This window comes from Anaerobacillus sp. CMMVII (genome assembly GCF_025377685.1).
Taxonomy (GTDB): Bacteria; Bacillota; Bacilli; order Bacillales; family Anaerobacillaceae; genus Anaerobacillus.
The window spans coordinates 42,138-59,582 of the sequence record NZ_JACEHK010000016.1 but is presented as its reverse complement, the minus strand read 5'-3'; the positions used below and the strand labels follow the sequence as shown (position 1 = coordinate 59,582).

Here is a 17,445-nt window from a genome sequence, read left to right as displayed (position 1 = left end):
CTACACCTTCCATGCTTCTATGACTAGGTACTAACAGTAGTATATAAAATATAATCGTAGATTTCAATAACAAAATCTAGATTAATCCATTTTCTCACCTGCCAGAGCCCCCTGTTCTTCTAAATACATCACTAAAAATTTATAGTCAGGACTTGTCCAAAAATAATCAGAAGAAACTAGTTCTACTGCATCTTTCCTTGCAACATCAAGGGCTCGATAGTCGTGAATCATGTCAGCTATTTTAAACTCGGGTACTCCACTTTGTTTTGAACCAAAAAAATCACCTGGCCCTCGCAATTCAAGGTCACGTTGTGATAATTCAAAGCCATCATTCGTTTCTGTCATAATTTTCATTCGTTCTTTACCAACGTCAGACTTAGGATCTGCTAATAAGACACAGTAAGATTGGGCATCACCACGACCTACTCTCCCTCGAAGTTGATGAAGTTGAGATAAACCAAAACGTTCAGCATCATAGATCACCATAATTGTTGCATTAGGAACATTGACACCTACTTCAACTACCGTTGTTGAAACAAGAATTTGCACCTCATTGTTGCTAAACTTTTGCATAACCGTATCTTTTTCAGAACTCGTAAGCCTTCCATGCATTAACCCAACCTGATAATCTGTAAAAAATTGTTGAAGTTGAGCGTGTACATCAATGGCGTTTTGCACATCAAGTTTTTCTGATTCTTCGATTAGCGGACAAATGACGTAGGCTTGTCTACCTTTGTTTAATTCCTTCTCAACAAACCCTAGAACTCTTTGCAGCATTTGATGCTGCGCCCAATATGTTTCAATTGGTTTTCTACCTGCTGGCATCTCGTCAATAGTCGATACATCCATATCACCAAAAATAGAGATGGCTAGGGTTCTTGGAATGGGTGTAGCAGTCATAAACAACACATCAGGATTTTGTCCTTTATTTCGTAAGGTACGCCTCTGTTCTACACCAAAACGATGTTGCTCGTCAGTAATGACTAATCCTAGGCGATCAAAAACAACTTCTTCTTGGATCAATGCATGGGTCCCAATGATCACTTGAACTTGCCCCGTTTCAAGTCGATGAAGAATCTCTTTCCGTTTCTTCCCTTTAATTGAACCAGTCAAAAGTTCTACAGAAATATCTAACGGTTCTAAAAGTTGTTTTAAAGAGTGAGCGTGTTGTTCGGCTAAAATTTCAGTAGGGACCATTAAGGCCCCTTGAAAAGAAGCTGATACAGTAGCATACAAACAAATTGCTGCTACAACAGTTTTTCCTGAGCCGACATCTCCTTGCAATAAACGATTCATACGGTAAGGGGACCTCAATCCGCTAAGATCTCTTTGACCACACGCTGTTGCGCGGTTGTTAACGGAAAAGGTAAATTTGTAATAAATCGATTTACAGCTTCGTGATCAAAGTTAATTGTCGTTCCTCCACTGTTTTCTCTATGGAATTTTCGTAACGTTTGCATCTTCAACTGAAAAAGGAGAAATTCTTCATAAACCATTCTCCTCCTTGCATGTTTGGCATCTTCAAAACTTTTCGGATAATGAAGTTTATAAATCGCATATTTTCTTTCTATTAATTTATACTTTTGTAAGAAATCAGGGGGAAGAATTTCAGGTATATGTTGACCATATTGATCCATAGCACTTTTGATCATTTTTTTAAACCTTTTACGGTTATCTTTCCTCCAACAGAATATACAGGATCATAACTTTCTTCCGTCTCAACGCTACCAAATTTGCACTCATTTACTGTTAACGTGAGCCGATGCTGATCCCACTTGCCTGTCATGGTAACAGTGGTTCCAACGACTAATTTTGGTTTTAGATAATGCTGATTAAAAAAAACTGCAGTTAATAATACATTTTCAGATAGAACGCGTATTGAAAGCTTTGATTTTTTTCCCCCAAAAAACCGTACAACACTTTCACTTTGCACGGTTCCGACAATTGTTCCTCGGTCTTCATGCTTCAATTCAGAAATCGTTTTTGGTCGATAATCTTCATAACGAAATGGAAAATATTCAAGCAAATCTTTTATTGTATATATACCAAGGTCCTGCAAATCTTTCGCTTTCTCTTCTCCAATTCCTTTTACCATTGTAGTTGGATTATTTAACATATTATTTTTGGCTAAACCCAAAGATTTTCGCTTCTAGCGCTCTCCCTGTTGGAGTAGCCGCTAAACCTCCCCCGGCAGTTTCTTTTAAATCACTTGACATCGATTGACCGATTTTATACATCGCATCAATTACTTCATCACATGGAATTCTGCTTTCAATACCGGCTAGAGCCATATCTGCAGCTACAATTGCATTAGAAGCTCCCATTGCATTTCGCTTCACACAAGGTACTTCCACAAGCCCTGCAACTGGATCACAAACCAACCCTAGAACATTTTTTAATGCAATAGCCATCGCATGAGCGGATTGCTTTGGAGTACCTCCCATCAATTCAACAATTGCTGCTGCTGCCATTCCGGTAGCAGAACCCACTTCAGCTTGACAGCCACCAGCTGCTCCAGAAATTGAAGCATTATTTGCAACTACAAGACCAAACGCCCCGCTAGTAAACAAGTATCGAACCATCTGTTCTCTAGTTGGATTTACTTTGTTTTTTAATGCAAAGAGTGTCCCAGGTACAACCCCAGCAGAACCAGCAGTTGGCGTTGCACAAATTGTTCCCATTGCTGCATTCACCTCATTAGTAGCAACTGCTTTACTTACAGCATCAAGTAAAAACTCACCTGCTAATGACTTTCCAGTTTTCAAGTAATTTTGCAACAACACCGCGTCTCCACCAGTTAATCCGGAAACAGACCTTACTCCTTCTCTAATCCCTCTTTCAATTGCTTCTTCCATAACGACTAAATTTTGGTCCATTTGCGCAAATATTTCATCAAAACTTCTTTCTGTAACTTCCATTTCCTGTCTTATCATAATATCAGAGATTTTGATGTTTTCCTTCTCTGCTAATTCTACTAACTCTGCAACATTCCGAAACATTTTATGACCTCCGTTTTGTCATGTAGAATGCAAAATGTATAGTGTAGAATGGTTTGTTGTGCATTCTTTCTGTAGTATTACAAATTTACTCTACACCAGATGTAAGACTGCATTCAATTGATGTTATACTATCCATGCGTTACTCACATTAAATCAACATTCGCATTCAACATGTTACATTTTTAATCGTGAATTTTGGTTACTTTAACGATATTTGGTAAGGATGCTATCTCTTCTAAGAGCTGGTCAGCAACATTTTGGTCGACTTCAATAACCATTAGCGCCTCTTTCCCTTTTTCTTTTCGAGAAACCTCCATATGTCCAATGTTTATTTCATGTTTCGCCAAGACATTGGAAACGGCTGCAATTACCCCGAATCGGTCATCATGAACAACTAAAATTGCTGGGTGGTTTCCAGATAACTTCAACTGAAAACTATTAAGCTCGACGATTTCTATTTTGCCCCCACCAATGGAAATACCCACAAGCTCGAGTGCATCTTGTTCACTTGTCCCAAGCCTTATTTTTGCCGTATTCGGGTGGTCAGTTACCGCTTCTTCAACAGCTAGCTTTATCTCGATACCTAAATCTTTAGCAATTTGTAAAGAGCTTTTAATACGCTGATCAAAAGTATCAAAATCTAATATTCCACCGACAATTGCCACATCTGTCCCATGACCTTTGTAGGTTTTTGCAAATGAACCGTAAAAGGAAATTTCTGCAAACGTAGGTTGTCTACCTAACAAAGTTCTTGCAACCCTGCCAATTCTTGCTGCACCTGCCGTGTGTGAACTTGAAGGACCAATCATAATCGGACCAATAATATCAAAAACCGTTCTAAACTTCATCGTAAAAACCCCCAACAGCATTTTATTTCTAACATTTCTATAGGTAATTTTATTATAATCGAATATTTCCTTTTTGTTATCAAAAAGATATTTTTATGTAATACTACTTCTCTTAAATATTGTTATTTAATTGAATGAGAAGCTAAACAATGATCCGTTTTTTTACTAACTTAATTAAAAAGCAACAATCAAAAATAAAAGCGCTATCCTTCCAATAGACAACAACTTACATTTGTTGTACTTAGTGAATGGATAGCGCCTTTAATTTTATTCCTTAGCTTGAGAAACTGAAATAGCAATAGTTCCAGGACCAACATGAGCACCAATGACAGGACCGATATCGGTAATGATTTCTGTGCTAACATTAAAACGGCTTTTCAGCTCTGTCATTATTTCTAGAGCATTTTCATGGGCATTCGCTTGAGAAATACCAATATGAATTGCTTGTGTTCCAAAATCTCTCTCAATAAATTCATAAATTTTAGCTAAAGCTTTCTTCTGCCCGCGGACCTTGTCGTAAGGATAAACCTCTCCATCTTCGTTTAAAGAAAGGATTGGTTTAATTTTAATAACGAACCAAATAGAGCGGATGCTTTGCCAATACGACCATTTCTTTGTAAAAATTCTAACGTATCTACCATAAAGTAAATAACTGATGTACTCAATAATTCATTTAACCTAGTTAAACATTGCTCCTTGGTCGCCCCCGCTTTCGCTAATTTGGCAACTTCGACTACGATTTGACCGATTGCAATAGAAGCTCGTTTAGAGTCAATAACAGTAACATCTATTTGGTCTTTAACTACATCTCTAGCAATATAAGCCGATTGATATGTCCCACTTAACTTCGAAGATAAGTGGATAGAAATGATTTGGGTGTCTTCTTCTCTGGCAGCTTCTTGATAAACCTCTTCAAATTGATATGGTGTTGGTTGAGAAGTTGTTGGACTGACTGGAGATGACGCTAACTTTTCATAGAATTCTGACGCGGTAATGTCAATACCGTCCTCAAAAGTGTCTTCACCGAATAAAACTTTTAAAGGAACAACTGTTATGTCTAATTCTTCAGCAATCGTTTTGGGAATATCAGCAGTACTATCAGTAATAATTTTTACTTTGGCCATATGCATCCTCCTTAGTCTTATTCAACAGAAAAAATGTAGGAATACAGTGGTTGATTGCCTTCATAAACCTCAACCTCTACATCCGCATAATGCGTTTCAACAAAAGCGACAAGTTGTTCTACTTCATCTTCTGTTGTATCTTCACCACGGATGATTGTTAAAATCTCCGAGTCCTCATCAAGTAAATTGTTTAATAATTCTTCGGTAACAGTTTGGCGATCTGGGCCAGAAGAGACAATTTTCTTTTCTGCAATTCCCATAAAATCATCTTTTTTAATCTCAACACCGTCTAAACTAGTATCGCGGACAGCAAATGTTACTTGTCCAGTTTTGACAGCTGCTAGCGCTTCTCTCATATCTTCTGCATTCGTTTCAAGATCAGATCCTGGATTAAATGCCAACAGTGCAGCAAGTCCTTGTGGAACTGTTTTCGAATGAATAACAACAACTTCTTCTGCAACAACTGAAGCTGCCTGCTCTGCCGCCATAATAATATTACTATTATTCGGTAAGATGATAATCTTCTTGGCATGAACATCAGAAATGGCTTTTACAAAGTCTTCAGTACTTGGATTCATGGTTTGTCCACCTTCAATGACAACTCCAGCCCCCAAGCTCTTAAACATTTTTGCAATACCGTCCCCCATAGCCACGGTGATGATACCAAATTCAGCAAGTACCTTCTTCGGTTCTGGTTTCTCCTCGTAAACGGCTTTTGTTTCTTCTAACAGATGAGTATGTTGTTCACGCATGTTTTCAATCTTGACATTAATTAAACTACCGTATTTTTGGGCATGAGTAATTACGTCACCAGGTTGTTCAGCATGAATATGTATCTTTAATAAGTCCTCATCTGACACCACTAGAAGTGAATCACCATGGTTATCGAGTAAATTTCGGAAAGCTTGCTCATCAAAAGGATTTTGTTCAAGCTTGTCTTGCTCAAATTTAACCATTACTTCTGTACAATACCCGAATTCGATATCTTCAGTGGCCATATGACTTTGAGCATTGTGATGTTGTACTTTTACTAGATCATCCATTGAAGCTGTTTCTTGGACCAGATTAATGATCTTTTCACCTTTCATTATTGCTAAAAAGCCTTCATAAATAATTACTAGGCCTTTACCTCCAGAATCAACAACACCTACTTCTTTTAATACTGGTAATAGATCTGGTGTGCGTTCTAACGAAGCTCTTGCTTCCTGAAGGGTAGCTTCCATGATTGTAATAAGATCATCAGAACGTTTGGCAGCATCCTGCGCTTTTCTTGCTGCATCTTTTGCAACAGTTAAGATCGTTCCTTCCACAGGTTTCATAACTGCTTTATAGGCCATATCAACACCAGCTCCAAAAGCATCAGCAAATTGCTTTCCATTTAACGTAGCTTTGCCTTCAACAGACTTGGAAAACCCTCTAAAAAGCTGAGATAAAATTACACCTGAATTACCTCTTGCTCCCATCAGTAGACCCTTCGCAAAAGCGCCTGCTACTTTGCCAACGTGTTCTGGAACTTGTTTTTGTACTTCCTTTACGCCAGATGTAATCGATAAATTCATGTTCGTCCCTGTATCACCATCTGGAACTGGGAAAACATTTAACGAATCAACAAGCTTTACATTCTTCGTTAAATTATTTGCACCTTCTATAAACATTTGGGCTAATTTTTCAGCCTCTAAACTCTTCAGTGTCACTCATGTTCCTCCTTAACATATACTAGTAGAGGACGCTCAAAAGTTCGGTAACGTAGCTCTAGATTTTTTTCTAGCCTTTCGTTGTCCTCATTTTGAACATGCCCTATAGGTTTGTAACCTTAACTCCTTGAACGAAAATGTTAACTGAATCTACAGTTAAACCTAGCATTTGCTCCAACTGATATTTCACTTTTGTTTGAACCATATGCGCTACTTCAGAGATTTTTGTTCCATAGCTAACGATAATATACATATCAATATGGATTTCATCCTCTTCTTCACGAATAACTACACCTCTAGTAAAGTTTTCTTTACCTAAAAGCTCGTTAAGTCCATCTTTCAGTTGTTTCTGTGAGGCCATACCTACTATTCCATAACAGTCAATTGCAGCACCACCAGCAATAACGGCTACAACCTCTTTTGCAACATCAATTACACCTAATTGTGTTTTCATTTTAATTGACACGATCGATATCCCCCTTTATTTAGAGTGTACTTCATGGCTAATCACATTTTACTATAATTACCCACAATTTAAAAGAAAACTGTTATTAAAATGCGTATTTGTCATCTGCTACTTTTTCCACGTTGACATTTTTGTCCTATTCTAAGGTTTTCCTATTCCTAATAAATCATTTACTTTTATGAGTATATCTTTTTCGATATAGCTGTCAAGTATCTTCCCTTGATATTTATTTTAAAACCCCTTGCAATCTTTTTTTTACTATGCTAATATTATCAAGTATTTATAAGATGAATTTGAGTGTCATCTCATGGTTTACAAGGAGGTGCAATCATGGCACGTAAATGTGTAATTACTGGAAGACAAGCTCGTACAGGAAACAAACGTTCTCACGCATTGAACAAAACAAAGCGTAAGTGGGGCGTAAACGTACAAAAAGTACGTATTATGGTAGATGGAAAGCCAAAGCGTGTATACGTTTCTGCTAGAGCTTTAAAATCTGGCAAAGTTGAACGCGTATAATTTGAAAAACGGCTTGTAGTCAATTTTATTGGCGAAGGCCTTCGTTTTTCTTATACTTAAAACTTAAATTTTACCCGGGTAAAATTTATTATTTCCATAGCGCAAACAAAAAAGCACCTACGTGGTGCTTTTTTGTTAACCTTTTTTAAATGAATTCAAAATCACCCTTACAAATCCACCCAAAAATTTAGGTAGCTTAATCGTATAAAATTTCATAAATTTCCCTCCTCGACATGAGTTTGTCGTCTACGGCACTACAAATGAATAAAGTATTAAAAGTCCTCAGTTATTAATAAGTATATTCAGCATTTCTGAAATAGTACCTATTTTTTTACTAAGTTGAGTGAATTTCATAATTACCTTAACTGAGCTATATCAACTAGATAGCGAAAATATTGAATTATGAAATTCATAAAGTTACAAGTACTTCTAAATTTATTCATTCCTCACTTCTCGCTAGACTTAAGCCTATTTTTATACAATTCATTTTATAACCTTGATAGTTTGTCTAATCGCAACTTTCTACCACTATTAATATGCCTGAGGAAAACGAATAAGTACCGATATCCAAAATTAATTCATTACTAATACATAGACTTGAACCACATTCTAATGTTGCAAGAGTTAAAGGGTATTTAAACCCTTGTAAGGTTAATCCTTCAATTTTTTCAAAAAACGAAAGAAATGACACGTACTTGTATTCACTTTTATTTATCGAGTACATACCTGGTTTTTTTAAAGTGATTTTATTTTTATTATCGATCATAAATACTGTAGTGGAACGATCAATGCTTCTTAATAACAACTGCAAATTAACTAGTCCATGGTCTAATCTACCACCAGTTGCACCAAAAACATTAATAATATCCGGCTTCTCCTTTAATGCATAGGATATAGCTAGCTCAAGGTCTGTTTCATCCTTTTGGGCAGGAAATTGTTTAAAACGTTGTTGTCTTATCTTATTCATTAATTTAGGTGACACCGAATCAAAATCACCTAGGACATAATCAGGTTCGATGTCGTAGCGCAATAGATGTTCTAATCCACGATCAACAGCTATCCAAATTTCATTTGAGTCGAGACGTAAAACAGGGAGACTTGAAAAAGGTCCCCCTGCCACAATGTTAATGTTCTTCATTATTTTTGATTTCCTTGAAGTAGTCTTGGTTCTGTATTAGACAACAGAACTAAAACAGCGGCACATAGTAAAAATGCAGGTAGCATATATGATGTATTATATATGATGGAATACCAGACAACGTTCATTCCTTCTGGAGCAAAACTACCAAACCAAACTACACCTGAGATAAAATGAACAATAAAACGAAGGAAAGAACCTAGGAAAACTCCTCCAACAATGACGAAAATACGTTTTGTTGACGACATCGTCGATGAAAAGCTGAATATTCCTGCAAAACCAACAACAGTATAAGCAAGCGCATAGTCTAAAAATATTTGCACTGGATGGAAGTAATATCCATAAAACATTTGGATAGCCCCAACTATAAAACCGGTAACTAAACCTGCCGATAATCCACGACGATATGCCATGAGTAATATTGGTACCATCGCTAGTGAGACAGAGCCACCATAACCCCAAAATCCTTTAATTGAAGCAAAATCTAAAATAATTGCTAATGCTGCCATCATGGCAATTTCAGTAAGATGTAAAACTGGCCTTTTCATATAACACCTCTTCTTTGAATGTAATTAATACCAAGTAGTTTTTTTCTTAATAAAAATTGAAACTCTATCATCATTCATTCTACTACTAGCTCAAACTATTGATCAAAAAAATAACTCAAGTAATAAGTGCTCCCCTTACTGGTCTAAAATCCCACGGCAAATTACGATTAGTTTCAACGTATTGGTAGGATTGTATACTTTTGAGGAAATACACTCTTTACTTGAGTTAACTTATATAACCTCCACTCCCTACGCAAGCACTAACTTACAGGTTCAATGGGTCAGAACGGCACTACGTTCCCTCTCAGTCCTTCTTAAGACTCCCCTTGTGGTTAAACTTTATTATTACCCTCTAATTGCTCTTATTGCTGCTGCTCGGTCCACTTCATTGTAAATAGCAGAACCAGCAACTAATACATTGGCCCCAGCCTCAACGCAAAGCTTTGCTGTCTCAACATTGACTCCACCATCTACCTCAATATCTATTGATAATCCTTTTGACTTAGCCATTTCACTGACCGCATAAATTTTCGGAAGTACTTGCTTGATAAACTTCTGTCCTCCAAAACCTGGATTCACTGTCATTAGCAACACCATATCCACATCATCAATAATATGTTGAAGGGTATCAACTGGAGTAGCTGGATTAAGAACAACGCCAGCTTTTACTCCCTGTTCTTTGATTAATTGAACTGTCCGATGCAAATGTGTACATGCCTCTACATGAACCGTAATAATATCCGCCCCTGCTTTCGCGAATTGTGGAATATATAAATCAGGGTTTTCAATCATTAAGTGAACGTCTAATGGCAATGTTGTTATTGGCCGAATCGCCTCGACAATCAGTGGACCAATGGTTATGTTTGGGACAAAGTGGCCATCCATGACATCAACATGAATATAATCCGCTCCTCCTCTTTCAACATCTTTGATTTCCTCTCCCAGTTTTGCAAAATCTGCAGATAGGATTGACGGTGCAATCTTAATCATCTTAGTACCTCCGTTTTTGTTGTTTTATCTCATCTAAAAAGCTTAAATAATCCTGGTATCGATAGGTGGTAATTTCCCCTGCTTCAACAGCTTGACGGACTTCACATTTAGGCTCGGATGAATGGGTACAGCCTCGAAACTTACAAAACTGCGCTCTTTCCCTCATCTCCGGAAAACAGTCAGACAGTTCTTCTGCTTCAATATCAGCAAATTCTAAAGAGCTAAAACCAGGTGTATCGGCAACTAAACCCGTACCAATTTGGATCAGTTCGACATGCCTTGTCGTATGCTTACCTCTTCCTAAGTGGGAAGAAATTTCATTTGTTTCAATTTCCAACTCAGGTTTCAACGAATTTAGTAAAGAAGATTTACCGACACCTGATTGCCCTGCAAAAACGCTCGTCTTACCATCTAGCCATGGTCTAACTTCTTCAATTAGCTCTTCCATGTATATTGACGTTGTAATACAGTGTAACCTAGGTTTTTGTAGTCGGTAATAAATTGATTTATTTCATCACGATGTTCAGGCTTCAATAAATCAATTTTGCTGACACAAATGATGGCTTCAATATTATTTGATTCTATATGAACCAAAAAGCGATTTAATAAAAGAGTACTAAACTTTGGTTCCATGGCTGAAAAAACTAAAATTGCCTGTTCTACATTCGCAATAGGGGGACGGATTAATTCATTGAACCGATCCTTTAACCCTAAAATATAACCGTCTGTTTTATTTTCAGCCTCAAAATTAACTATATCCCCCACTAAAGGAGTCAGCTTTTTTTTGCGAAAATTTCCTCTCGCACGACATTGATATATTTCTCCATGACTTTCCACATAATAAAATCCACTCAGCGCTTTAATTATCTTTCCTTCAGGCATTGCATCCTCCTTAATTACTTTCATGAATCGAAACGAAAACAGGCGACTTTATCCTTATTGATTTGCTAAAGCCTCTTCATAGGTTAGGATAATCGGATCACCGTATTGCTCACCAGCAATATACCTGATTACTTCAGCTTTATCTCCGGGGTTAATGGTCACAGGAACACGAAATTCTGTTAGTTTGCTGATGTTTCTTTCGACAAAAAGAGTATGCTCGCTTACATTAGAATCCCGATAGGTAATAATAACTGGGTATTCTATTCCAGCCATTTCATCTTCTGGAGATAATGGCACCGGAGCTACAATTACTGTATTTATAGGCTCTGGTGGCGGTTCAGGTTCTGGCCCAAGTGACACAATCACTGTCACAGTCGTTCCTTTTTGTACAATAGTTTCTCTAGCTGGCTTCTGATCAATGACATGATCTTCCGGAATTCGATCCGAGTACTCTTCTTTAACATCGATGTTTAATCCTAGGTTATTTAAACGTTCAATTGCTTCTAGACGAGTGAGACCATGTAAATTTTCCAAGCTGAATTTCATAGGAATACTATAGGTTAAGATGACAACCGTTTCCTCTGGAACAATTTTTTCTCCAGGTAATGGTAGTTGTTCGATAATTAAATTTTCTATGGAATCTGACTCTTTAGGGACTTCCTCAATATTTTCTTCTTTAAACCCAAGTCTAATTAACGTTCTACGAGCTTGTTCCTTATCTGTTTCTGTAACTTCTACCATTTCTATTTTTTCTTTACCTTCACTTACGTATACTGTGATGATTGAGTTAACTTTTACAGTACGCCCCCCTTCAGGATTCGTCCTAACAACATGGTCCTCCGGGATTTCTTCGTGGAGCATTGTTTCTTTTTCAACAGTTAGACCTAGTGCAGTTAATGCTTCATACACTTCGCTGTACTCCATACCTGCTAAGTCCTCAGGAATGAGAACTTCATCAACGTGAAGGAGTTTTGGAACAATCACAAAAGCTGCACCGATTGATATTAGTAAAAGAAAAAATGTAAGGAACATTGCAAAGACCCACTTTTTCTTTTTCTTCTTTGGTGGTTCTTTTTCTAGTGGGGGACTACTCGTACCACTAGGTTTGATTACTTTCGTTTGCTCTAAGTCACTATCGACTGGATGGTTTTCTTAATAATTGGTATTGCTTTAGTTACATCTTCGTTATCATGTGGGACTAAATATTTCTCTTCGTGCATCCTATTAGGGTTTAAAGCCGTATGTAAGTCATCTTCTAGTTCCCTAACATTCGCATACCGGTAAAAAGGGTCTTTCGCTGTAGCTTTTAAAATAATATTTTCAATACTTTGCGGCAATGTCGGATTAAACTTTCTTGGTGAAGGAACTTCTGTTTGTAAATGCTTAATTGCAATAGAAACAGCTGTATCTCCTGAAAATGGGACTTTACCAGTCACCATCTCATATAAGACAATTCCTAAGGAATATATATCAGACTTTTCATTTACCAACCCACCACGAGCTTGCTCGGGAGACAGGTAATGAACAGAACCCATGACTGAATTCGTGTGTGTAATTGTAGCAGATGTCATTGCTCTTGCAATTCCAAAGTCAGTTACTTTCGCTTCACCATTCTCACTTATTAAGATGTTGTGAGGCTTAATGTCACGATGGACAATATGATTTTCGTGGGCATGAGCAATAGCAGACGAAATCTGCATTATGATATTAACGGTTTCTTGAATCGGCAATGAGCCTCTTTGTTGGATTAATTGTTTTAAGGTTAAACCAGCCACATATTCCATAACGATATAATAAATATCTGCTTCTTCGCCAACATCATAAATACTAACTACATTTGGGTGTGATAGGCTAGTTGCTGCTTGAGCTTCTCTCCTAAATCTACGAATAAACTCATCATCATCTGAAAATTGTGGACGTAGTACTTTTACAGCTACATGGCGGTTCAATATAGCATCATGTGCTTTATACACATTTGCCATTCCACCCCCACCAATTGTTTCTAATATCTGATAGCGACCACTTATTCTTTTACCTATCATCGCCATCACCACGATTTTCTTGGTCACTATTAAAAACAAGTGCTACCGAGATATTGTCCTCGCCACCTCGTTCATTTGCATCATTTATTAGATCTACCACCTTTTCTTCAAGGCTTGTATCTTTTTTTAAGACTTCGAACATTTCTTCATCTTTTATTTTATTTGATAGCCCATCAGAACAAAGCAAAATAAAGCTTCCTTCGTCCCACTCAATTGTCTTAATATCAACTTTTATAGTTCTTTCTGTTCCTAGTGCACGTAAGATCACATTGCGTCGTGGGTGATTCTCAGCCTCTAATAGAGTTATTTGTCCTGATCGAACCAATTCGTTTACCAAGGTGTGATCCTCGGTCTTTTGTTCAAAGACGTTTCCATTAAGTAAATATGCCCGACTATCCCCTATATGAGCATATGTAACAAATTGGCTAGTACAAACTACTGCAACTAATGTCGTCCCCATACCTTGACATTGCGGGTGTTTTAAGGAATGTTCAAACAAATGGGCATTTATTTCAGTTATGGATTGTTCCAACCATAATTCAATACTCGTTGGAGTCGTAACTCCTTTTGCTTCTTGCCATTTTGACGATAATAATTCAATCGTCATTTTACTTGCTACGTCACCTGCCTGGTGCCCCCCCATACCATCAGCAACGACCGCTAATAAGATGCCATCTTTATTATGAGTAAAGCCTCCGTTATCTTCATTATGAGACCTAACTTGTCCTACATCCGATTTAAATGCCACTTTCATCGATTATCCCCTCGTTTCTTCTTTACGTTCCTTCGCTCTTAATTGGCCGCAGGCTGCGTCAATATCATGTCCCTGTTCACGGCGAATCGTAACATTAACTCCATGTGCTTTTAATATTTTTTCAAACTTAAAAATTTGCTCTCTTGGCGTTCGTACGAAATTTCTTTCAACAACATCATTTACAGGAATTAAATTCACATGACACTTTATCCCTTTAAGTAATTTTGCTAACATTTCTGCATGCTCAGCTTGATCATTGACTCCACCAAATAGCCCATATTCAAATGTCACTCTTCGTCCAGTTTTGTCTATATAGTAACGAACAGCATCCATCAGTTTCTCCAATGAATAGGCTTTATTTATTGGCATAAGCCCCGTTCTAATTTCGGTTGTTGGTGCATGGAGTGAGATCGCAAAATTGATTTGCAGCTTTTCATTGGCAAAATCATAAATCTTTGGAATAATTCCACTTGTCGAAACCGTGATGTGCCTTGCTCCAATATTCAAGCCTTTTTCATTGTTAATTGTTTTCAAAAAACTAACCAAAGCATCATAATTGTCAAATGGTTCACCAATCCCCATTACAACGACAGAACTTACTCGTTCATCAACTTCATCTAGAGACCGCTGCGATTGAAGTACTTGCGCAACGATTTCTCCCGCTTCTAAATTTCGTTTTAAGCCACCTAGTGTAGAGGCACAAAAGGTACAGCCAATCCGACAACCTACTTGTGTCGTAACACAAACGCTATTGCCATAGTCATGACGCATCACAACAGTTTCAATTGAATAGCCATCCTGAAGCTCAAACAAAAATTTTATCGTACCATCTTTTGACTCCTGTTTCGTCAAAGTTTTTAACGTTGTTAAATTAAAATCATTCGCCAACTTATCTCGTAAATCCTTTGATAAATTTGTCATTTCTTCAAAAGATGTCACTCTTTTTTTATAAAGCCAATCAAAAATTTGCCCTGCACGGAATTTTGGCTCTTTATTGTCTTTTAACCATGATTCTAAAGTTTCAAATTCCAAGCTAAAAATTGATGGTTTTATACGCTCTATTTCAATCATCCTTATTTTACACACCTTTTTTTAGAGGCGTTCAACAAACTGAACTTCCTCGATTATTGTTTTTTTATCATACTAGAAATAAAGAAGCCATCTGTATCAAAATCAGATGGTAGCAGTTGTACCATTCCACTATGACAGTATGATTTTACATTTTCTGGTAATCGTTCTTTTAACGTCTCGTCTGCTTGAAAATTACTATGCTTAGCCAAAAAATCTTTGACAACTTGTTCATTTTCAAGCGCATCAATCGTACATGTACTGTAGACCAGTCTACCACCTTTTTTTAAGAGAGGAGCAACCGAAGCTAAAATATCCTTTTGAATTGTCGTTATTTTCTCGATATCGTCACTTTTCTTTTGCCATTTGATATCAGGTTTCCGACGAATGACTCCAAGTCCAGTACAGGGAGCATCTACTAAAATATAATCAAAGCTCTCTCGTTCAAACTCGTCGCCTGCTTTTCGACTATCAGTTGCTTTTGTCTTAATAATTGACAGTTTTAGCCTACTGGCTTGTTCATCAATTAACTTTACTTTATGCTCATGAAGATCCAAAGCGTAGATTTCGCCCTCATTATTCATAAGTTCTGCCATATGTGTCGTTTTCCCACCTGGTGCAGCACAGCTATCTAACACTCTCATGCCTGGTTTTGGGCTTAATGCTCTTGCGACGAGCATTGAACTTTCATCTTGAATCGTTAGGAAGCCTTTTTTAAATAATTTCGTATTTGGTAATGTTCCTTTTACTACTTTTACTGCGTCTACTGACAAGTCTCCTAATTCAGCTTCGATTCCTTCTTCTGCTAGCAAGTTGATCAGTTCATTTCGATCCTTCACTAATACTTGATTGACCCTGGCTGAGACGGAAGGTGGTTGTAAATTTATTTTACACATAGCCTCTGTTTTCTCCAAACCAAATTGTTCGATCCACCTATCTACAAGCCATCTAGGGTGGCTCCATTGTAAGGCAAATTTTTCATGAGGTTCACTTATACCATCAAGAGAAGGAATTCCTTCTCTCAAGAATGAACGTAACGTCCCATTGACCATCGCTGATATACCTTTGTGACCTTTTTTCTTGGCAATTTCAACTGCTTCGTGGACAACTGCTCGCTCAGGGACCCGATCTAAAAAGACAATTTGGTATAAAGAAAGACGAAGCAGAACAAGAACCCATTGATCAAGCTTCTTAAGGCCACCTTTTACAAACGATTGTAAATAGTAGTCCAAGGTGTTTTTTCTTTGAAGCGTTCCATATACAATCTCGGTAAGCAATCCTACATCTTTGTCATTTAAGTTTTCTCGTTTAATTGACTGATTTAATAGAAGGTTTGAATACGCTTGGCTTTTTTCAATCTGAAGTAAAATATCTAATGCTACCTCGCGAACATTTTTTTTAGACATGATTATTCTCCTAACCTAATCCCTACTGTTAAATCTCCTCCAGCTCCTCTTAGAAACTGTTCAGCAGTCATCCGTTTTTTTCCTGAAGGCTGAAGATCAGTGATTTTAATAGATGTTTCATCTCCGGTACTAACAATAAATCCATCTTTTTCTATAGAGACAATTGTACCTGGTAGACCATCAGTTTGTTTCACTACTTTCTCAGCCCACCAAATCTTTAATGGCTGTTCTTGAAACAAAGTATAAGCGACTGGCCATGGGTGAAGACCACGAATTTGGTTATAGATCGATACGCCACCATTGTTCCAATTGATTTTTTCTTTTTCACGACTAATATTCGGAGCGAAAGTAACCTTCTCATCATCTTGTTTTATTGGTGTAATTTTTCCAGCAACAAGATTTGGAATTGTATGTGATAATAATTCTGCGCCAATTACACTTAATTTATTATGTAATGTACCAACATGGTCCTCTTCTACTATATCTACCTTAGCTTGTGTTAAAATATCTCCTGCATCTAATTTTTCGACCATGTACATAATCGTAATTCCTGTTTCTGCTTTTCCGTCAATGATCGCTTGGTGAATTGGAGCCCCACCACGATATTCCGGCAATAATGAAGCATGTACATTAATACATCCGTATTTTGGAGTATCTAAAAGTTGTTTCGGTAGAATTTGACCAAATGCAGCCGTAACTACAAGGTCTGGCTGTAAATCTAACACTTGCTGAAGATCTTCCGTACGTTTTAGCTTTTCTGGCTGGATGATTTCAAGCCCATGTTTTAATGCTTCTACTTTGACAGGGGGTGGTGTTAATTCTTTTTTTCTCCCTTTAGGACGGTCTGGTTGTGTGACGACACCAACAATCTCATAGCCATCTTCAATTAAACGCTTCAAAACAGGAACTGAAAAATCAGGAGTTCCCATAAATACAACTCGCATCAAAAAACACCTCATTAATTTAG

At 37.3% G+C, this 17,445-nt stretch carries 15 protein-coding genes, 3 pseudogenes and 1 riboswitch; of the genes and pseudogenes, 1 reads left to right on the top strand and 17 read right to left on the bottom strand.

All coding sequences use genetic code 11. The annotated features are described in order from the left end of the window. Window positions 1–81: 81 nt before the first annotated feature. The 6 genes and pseudogenes from recG to H1D32_RS20380 all read right to left on the bottom strand — a co-directional run bounded on the left by recG (window position 82) and on the right by H1D32_RS20380 (window position 7,131). Window positions 82–2,116 (bottom strand): annotated as a pseudogene (gene recG / locus H1D32_RS20405) (ATP-dependent DNA helicase RecG). 1 nt (window position 2,117) lies between these two features. Next, window positions 2,118–2,999, bottom strand: a complete 882-nt coding sequence (gene sdaAA, locus H1D32_RS20400; protein WP_261180062.1) for an L-serine ammonia-lyase, iron-sulfur-dependent, subunit alpha — start codon at window positions 2,997–2,999, stop codon at window positions 2,118–2,120. A 182-nt stretch (window positions 3,000–3,181) separates the two neighbouring features. Beyond that, complete coding sequence (sdaAB, locus tag H1D32_RS20395) at window positions 3,182–3,847, bottom strand: L-serine ammonia-lyase, iron-sulfur-dependent subunit beta (protein ID WP_261180061.1); 666 nt, start codon at window positions 3,845–3,847, stop codon at window positions 3,182–3,184. A 267-nt stretch (window positions 3,848–4,114) separates the two neighbouring features. Continuing rightward, window positions 4,115–4,971: pseudogene (locus tag H1D32_RS20390) on the bottom strand (DegV family protein). A gap of 17 nt (window positions 4,972–4,988) precedes the next feature. Next, window positions 4,989–6,665, bottom strand: coding sequence for a DAK2 domain-containing protein (locus tag H1D32_RS20385; RefSeq protein ID WP_261180060.1), 1,677 nt, complete (start codon window positions 6,663–6,665; stop codon window positions 4,989–4,991). Between the two features lie 103 nt (window positions 6,666–6,768). Next, entirely contained in the window at window positions 6,769–7,131 is a 363-nt protein-coding gene (locus tag H1D32_RS20380) for an Asp23/Gls24 family envelope stress response protein (protein ID WP_261180059.1), read from the bottom strand. Window positions 7,132–7,461: 330 nt separating this feature from the next. Here H1D32_RS20380 and rpmB point away from each other — a divergent pair, with 330 nt between their 5' ends. Further along, complete coding sequence (gene rpmB / locus H1D32_RS20375; protein ID WP_261180058.1) at window positions 7,462–7,650, top strand: 50S ribosomal protein L28; 189 nt, start codon at window positions 7,462–7,464, stop codon at window positions 7,648–7,650. A gap of 135 nt (window positions 7,651–7,785) precedes the next feature. On the opposite strand, the gene spoVM is transcribed toward rpmB, so the two are convergent. The 11 genes and pseudogenes from spoVM to fmt all read right to left on the bottom strand — a co-directional run bounded on the left by spoVM (window position 7,786) and on the right by fmt (window position 17,425). Further along, window positions 7,786–7,866: a stage V sporulation protein SpoVM gene (spoVM, locus tag H1D32_RS20370; protein WP_071390873.1), complete on the bottom strand. Its 81-nt coding sequence runs from the start codon at window positions 7,864–7,866 to the stop codon at window positions 7,786–7,788. Between the two features lie 292 nt (window positions 7,867–8,158). Beyond that, window positions 8,159–8,788, bottom strand: a complete 630-nt coding sequence (locus H1D32_RS20365) for a thiamine diphosphokinase (RefSeq protein WP_261180057.1) — start codon at window positions 8,786–8,788, stop codon at window positions 8,159–8,161. Next, complete coding sequence (gene thiT / locus H1D32_RS20360; RefSeq protein WP_261180056.1) at window positions 8,788–9,336, bottom strand: energy-coupled thiamine transporter ThiT; 549 nt, start codon at window positions 9,334–9,336, stop codon at window positions 8,788–8,790. Before thiT ends, H1D32_RS20365 begins: the two co-directional genes overlap by 1 nt. Window positions 9,337–9,564: 228 nt before the next feature. After that, window positions 9,565–9,673: riboswitch (TPP riboswitch) on the bottom strand. Between the two features lie 8 nt (window positions 9,674–9,681). Beyond that, complete coding sequence (gene rpe / locus H1D32_RS20355; protein WP_261180055.1) at window positions 9,682–10,326, bottom strand: ribulose-phosphate 3-epimerase; 645 nt, start codon at window positions 10,324–10,326, stop codon at window positions 9,682–9,684. A 1-nt stretch (window position 10,327) separates the two neighbouring features. After that, window positions 10,328–11,208 (bottom strand): annotated as a pseudogene (gene rsgA, locus H1D32_RS20350) (ribosome small subunit-dependent GTPase A). A gap of 54 nt (window positions 11,209–11,262) precedes the next feature. After that, window positions 11,263–12,240 carry a PASTA domain-containing protein gene (locus H1D32_RS20345; RefSeq protein ID WP_261180054.1) on the bottom strand — a complete coding sequence of 326 codons (978 nt, stop codon included), beginning with the start codon at window positions 12,238–12,240 and terminating at the stop codon, window positions 11,263–11,265. 92 nt (window positions 12,241–12,332) lie between these two features. Beyond that, window positions 12,333–13,250, bottom strand: a complete 918-nt coding sequence (gene pknB / locus H1D32_RS20340) for a Stk1 family PASTA domain-containing Ser/Thr kinase (protein WP_261180053.1) — start codon at window positions 13,248–13,250, stop codon at window positions 12,333–12,335. Further along, window positions 13,240–14,004 carry a Stp1/IreP family PP2C-type Ser/Thr phosphatase gene (locus H1D32_RS20335; protein ID WP_261180052.1) on the bottom strand — a complete coding sequence of 255 codons (765 nt, stop codon included), beginning with the start codon at window positions 14,002–14,004 and terminating at the stop codon, window positions 13,240–13,242. Before H1D32_RS20335 ends, pknB begins: the two co-directional genes overlap by 11 nt. 3 nt (window positions 14,005–14,007) lie before the next feature. Next, complete coding sequence (rlmN, locus tag H1D32_RS20330) at window positions 14,008–15,075, bottom strand: dual-specificity RNA methyltransferase RlmN (RefSeq protein ID WP_261180051.1); 1,068 nt, start codon at window positions 15,073–15,075, stop codon at window positions 14,008–14,010. A gap of 53 nt (window positions 15,076–15,128) precedes the next feature. After that, window positions 15,129–16,478, bottom strand: coding sequence for a 16S rRNA (cytosine(967)-C(5))-methyltransferase RsmB (gene rsmB / locus H1D32_RS20325; RefSeq protein WP_261180050.1), 1,350 nt, complete (start codon window positions 16,476–16,478; stop codon window positions 15,129–15,131). Window positions 16,479–16,480: 2 nt separating this feature from the next. Then, entirely contained in the window at window positions 16,481–17,425 is a 945-nt protein-coding gene (gene fmt, locus H1D32_RS20320) for a methionyl-tRNA formyltransferase (RefSeq protein WP_261180049.1), read from the bottom strand. Window positions 17,426–17,445 lie beyond the last annotated feature (20 nt).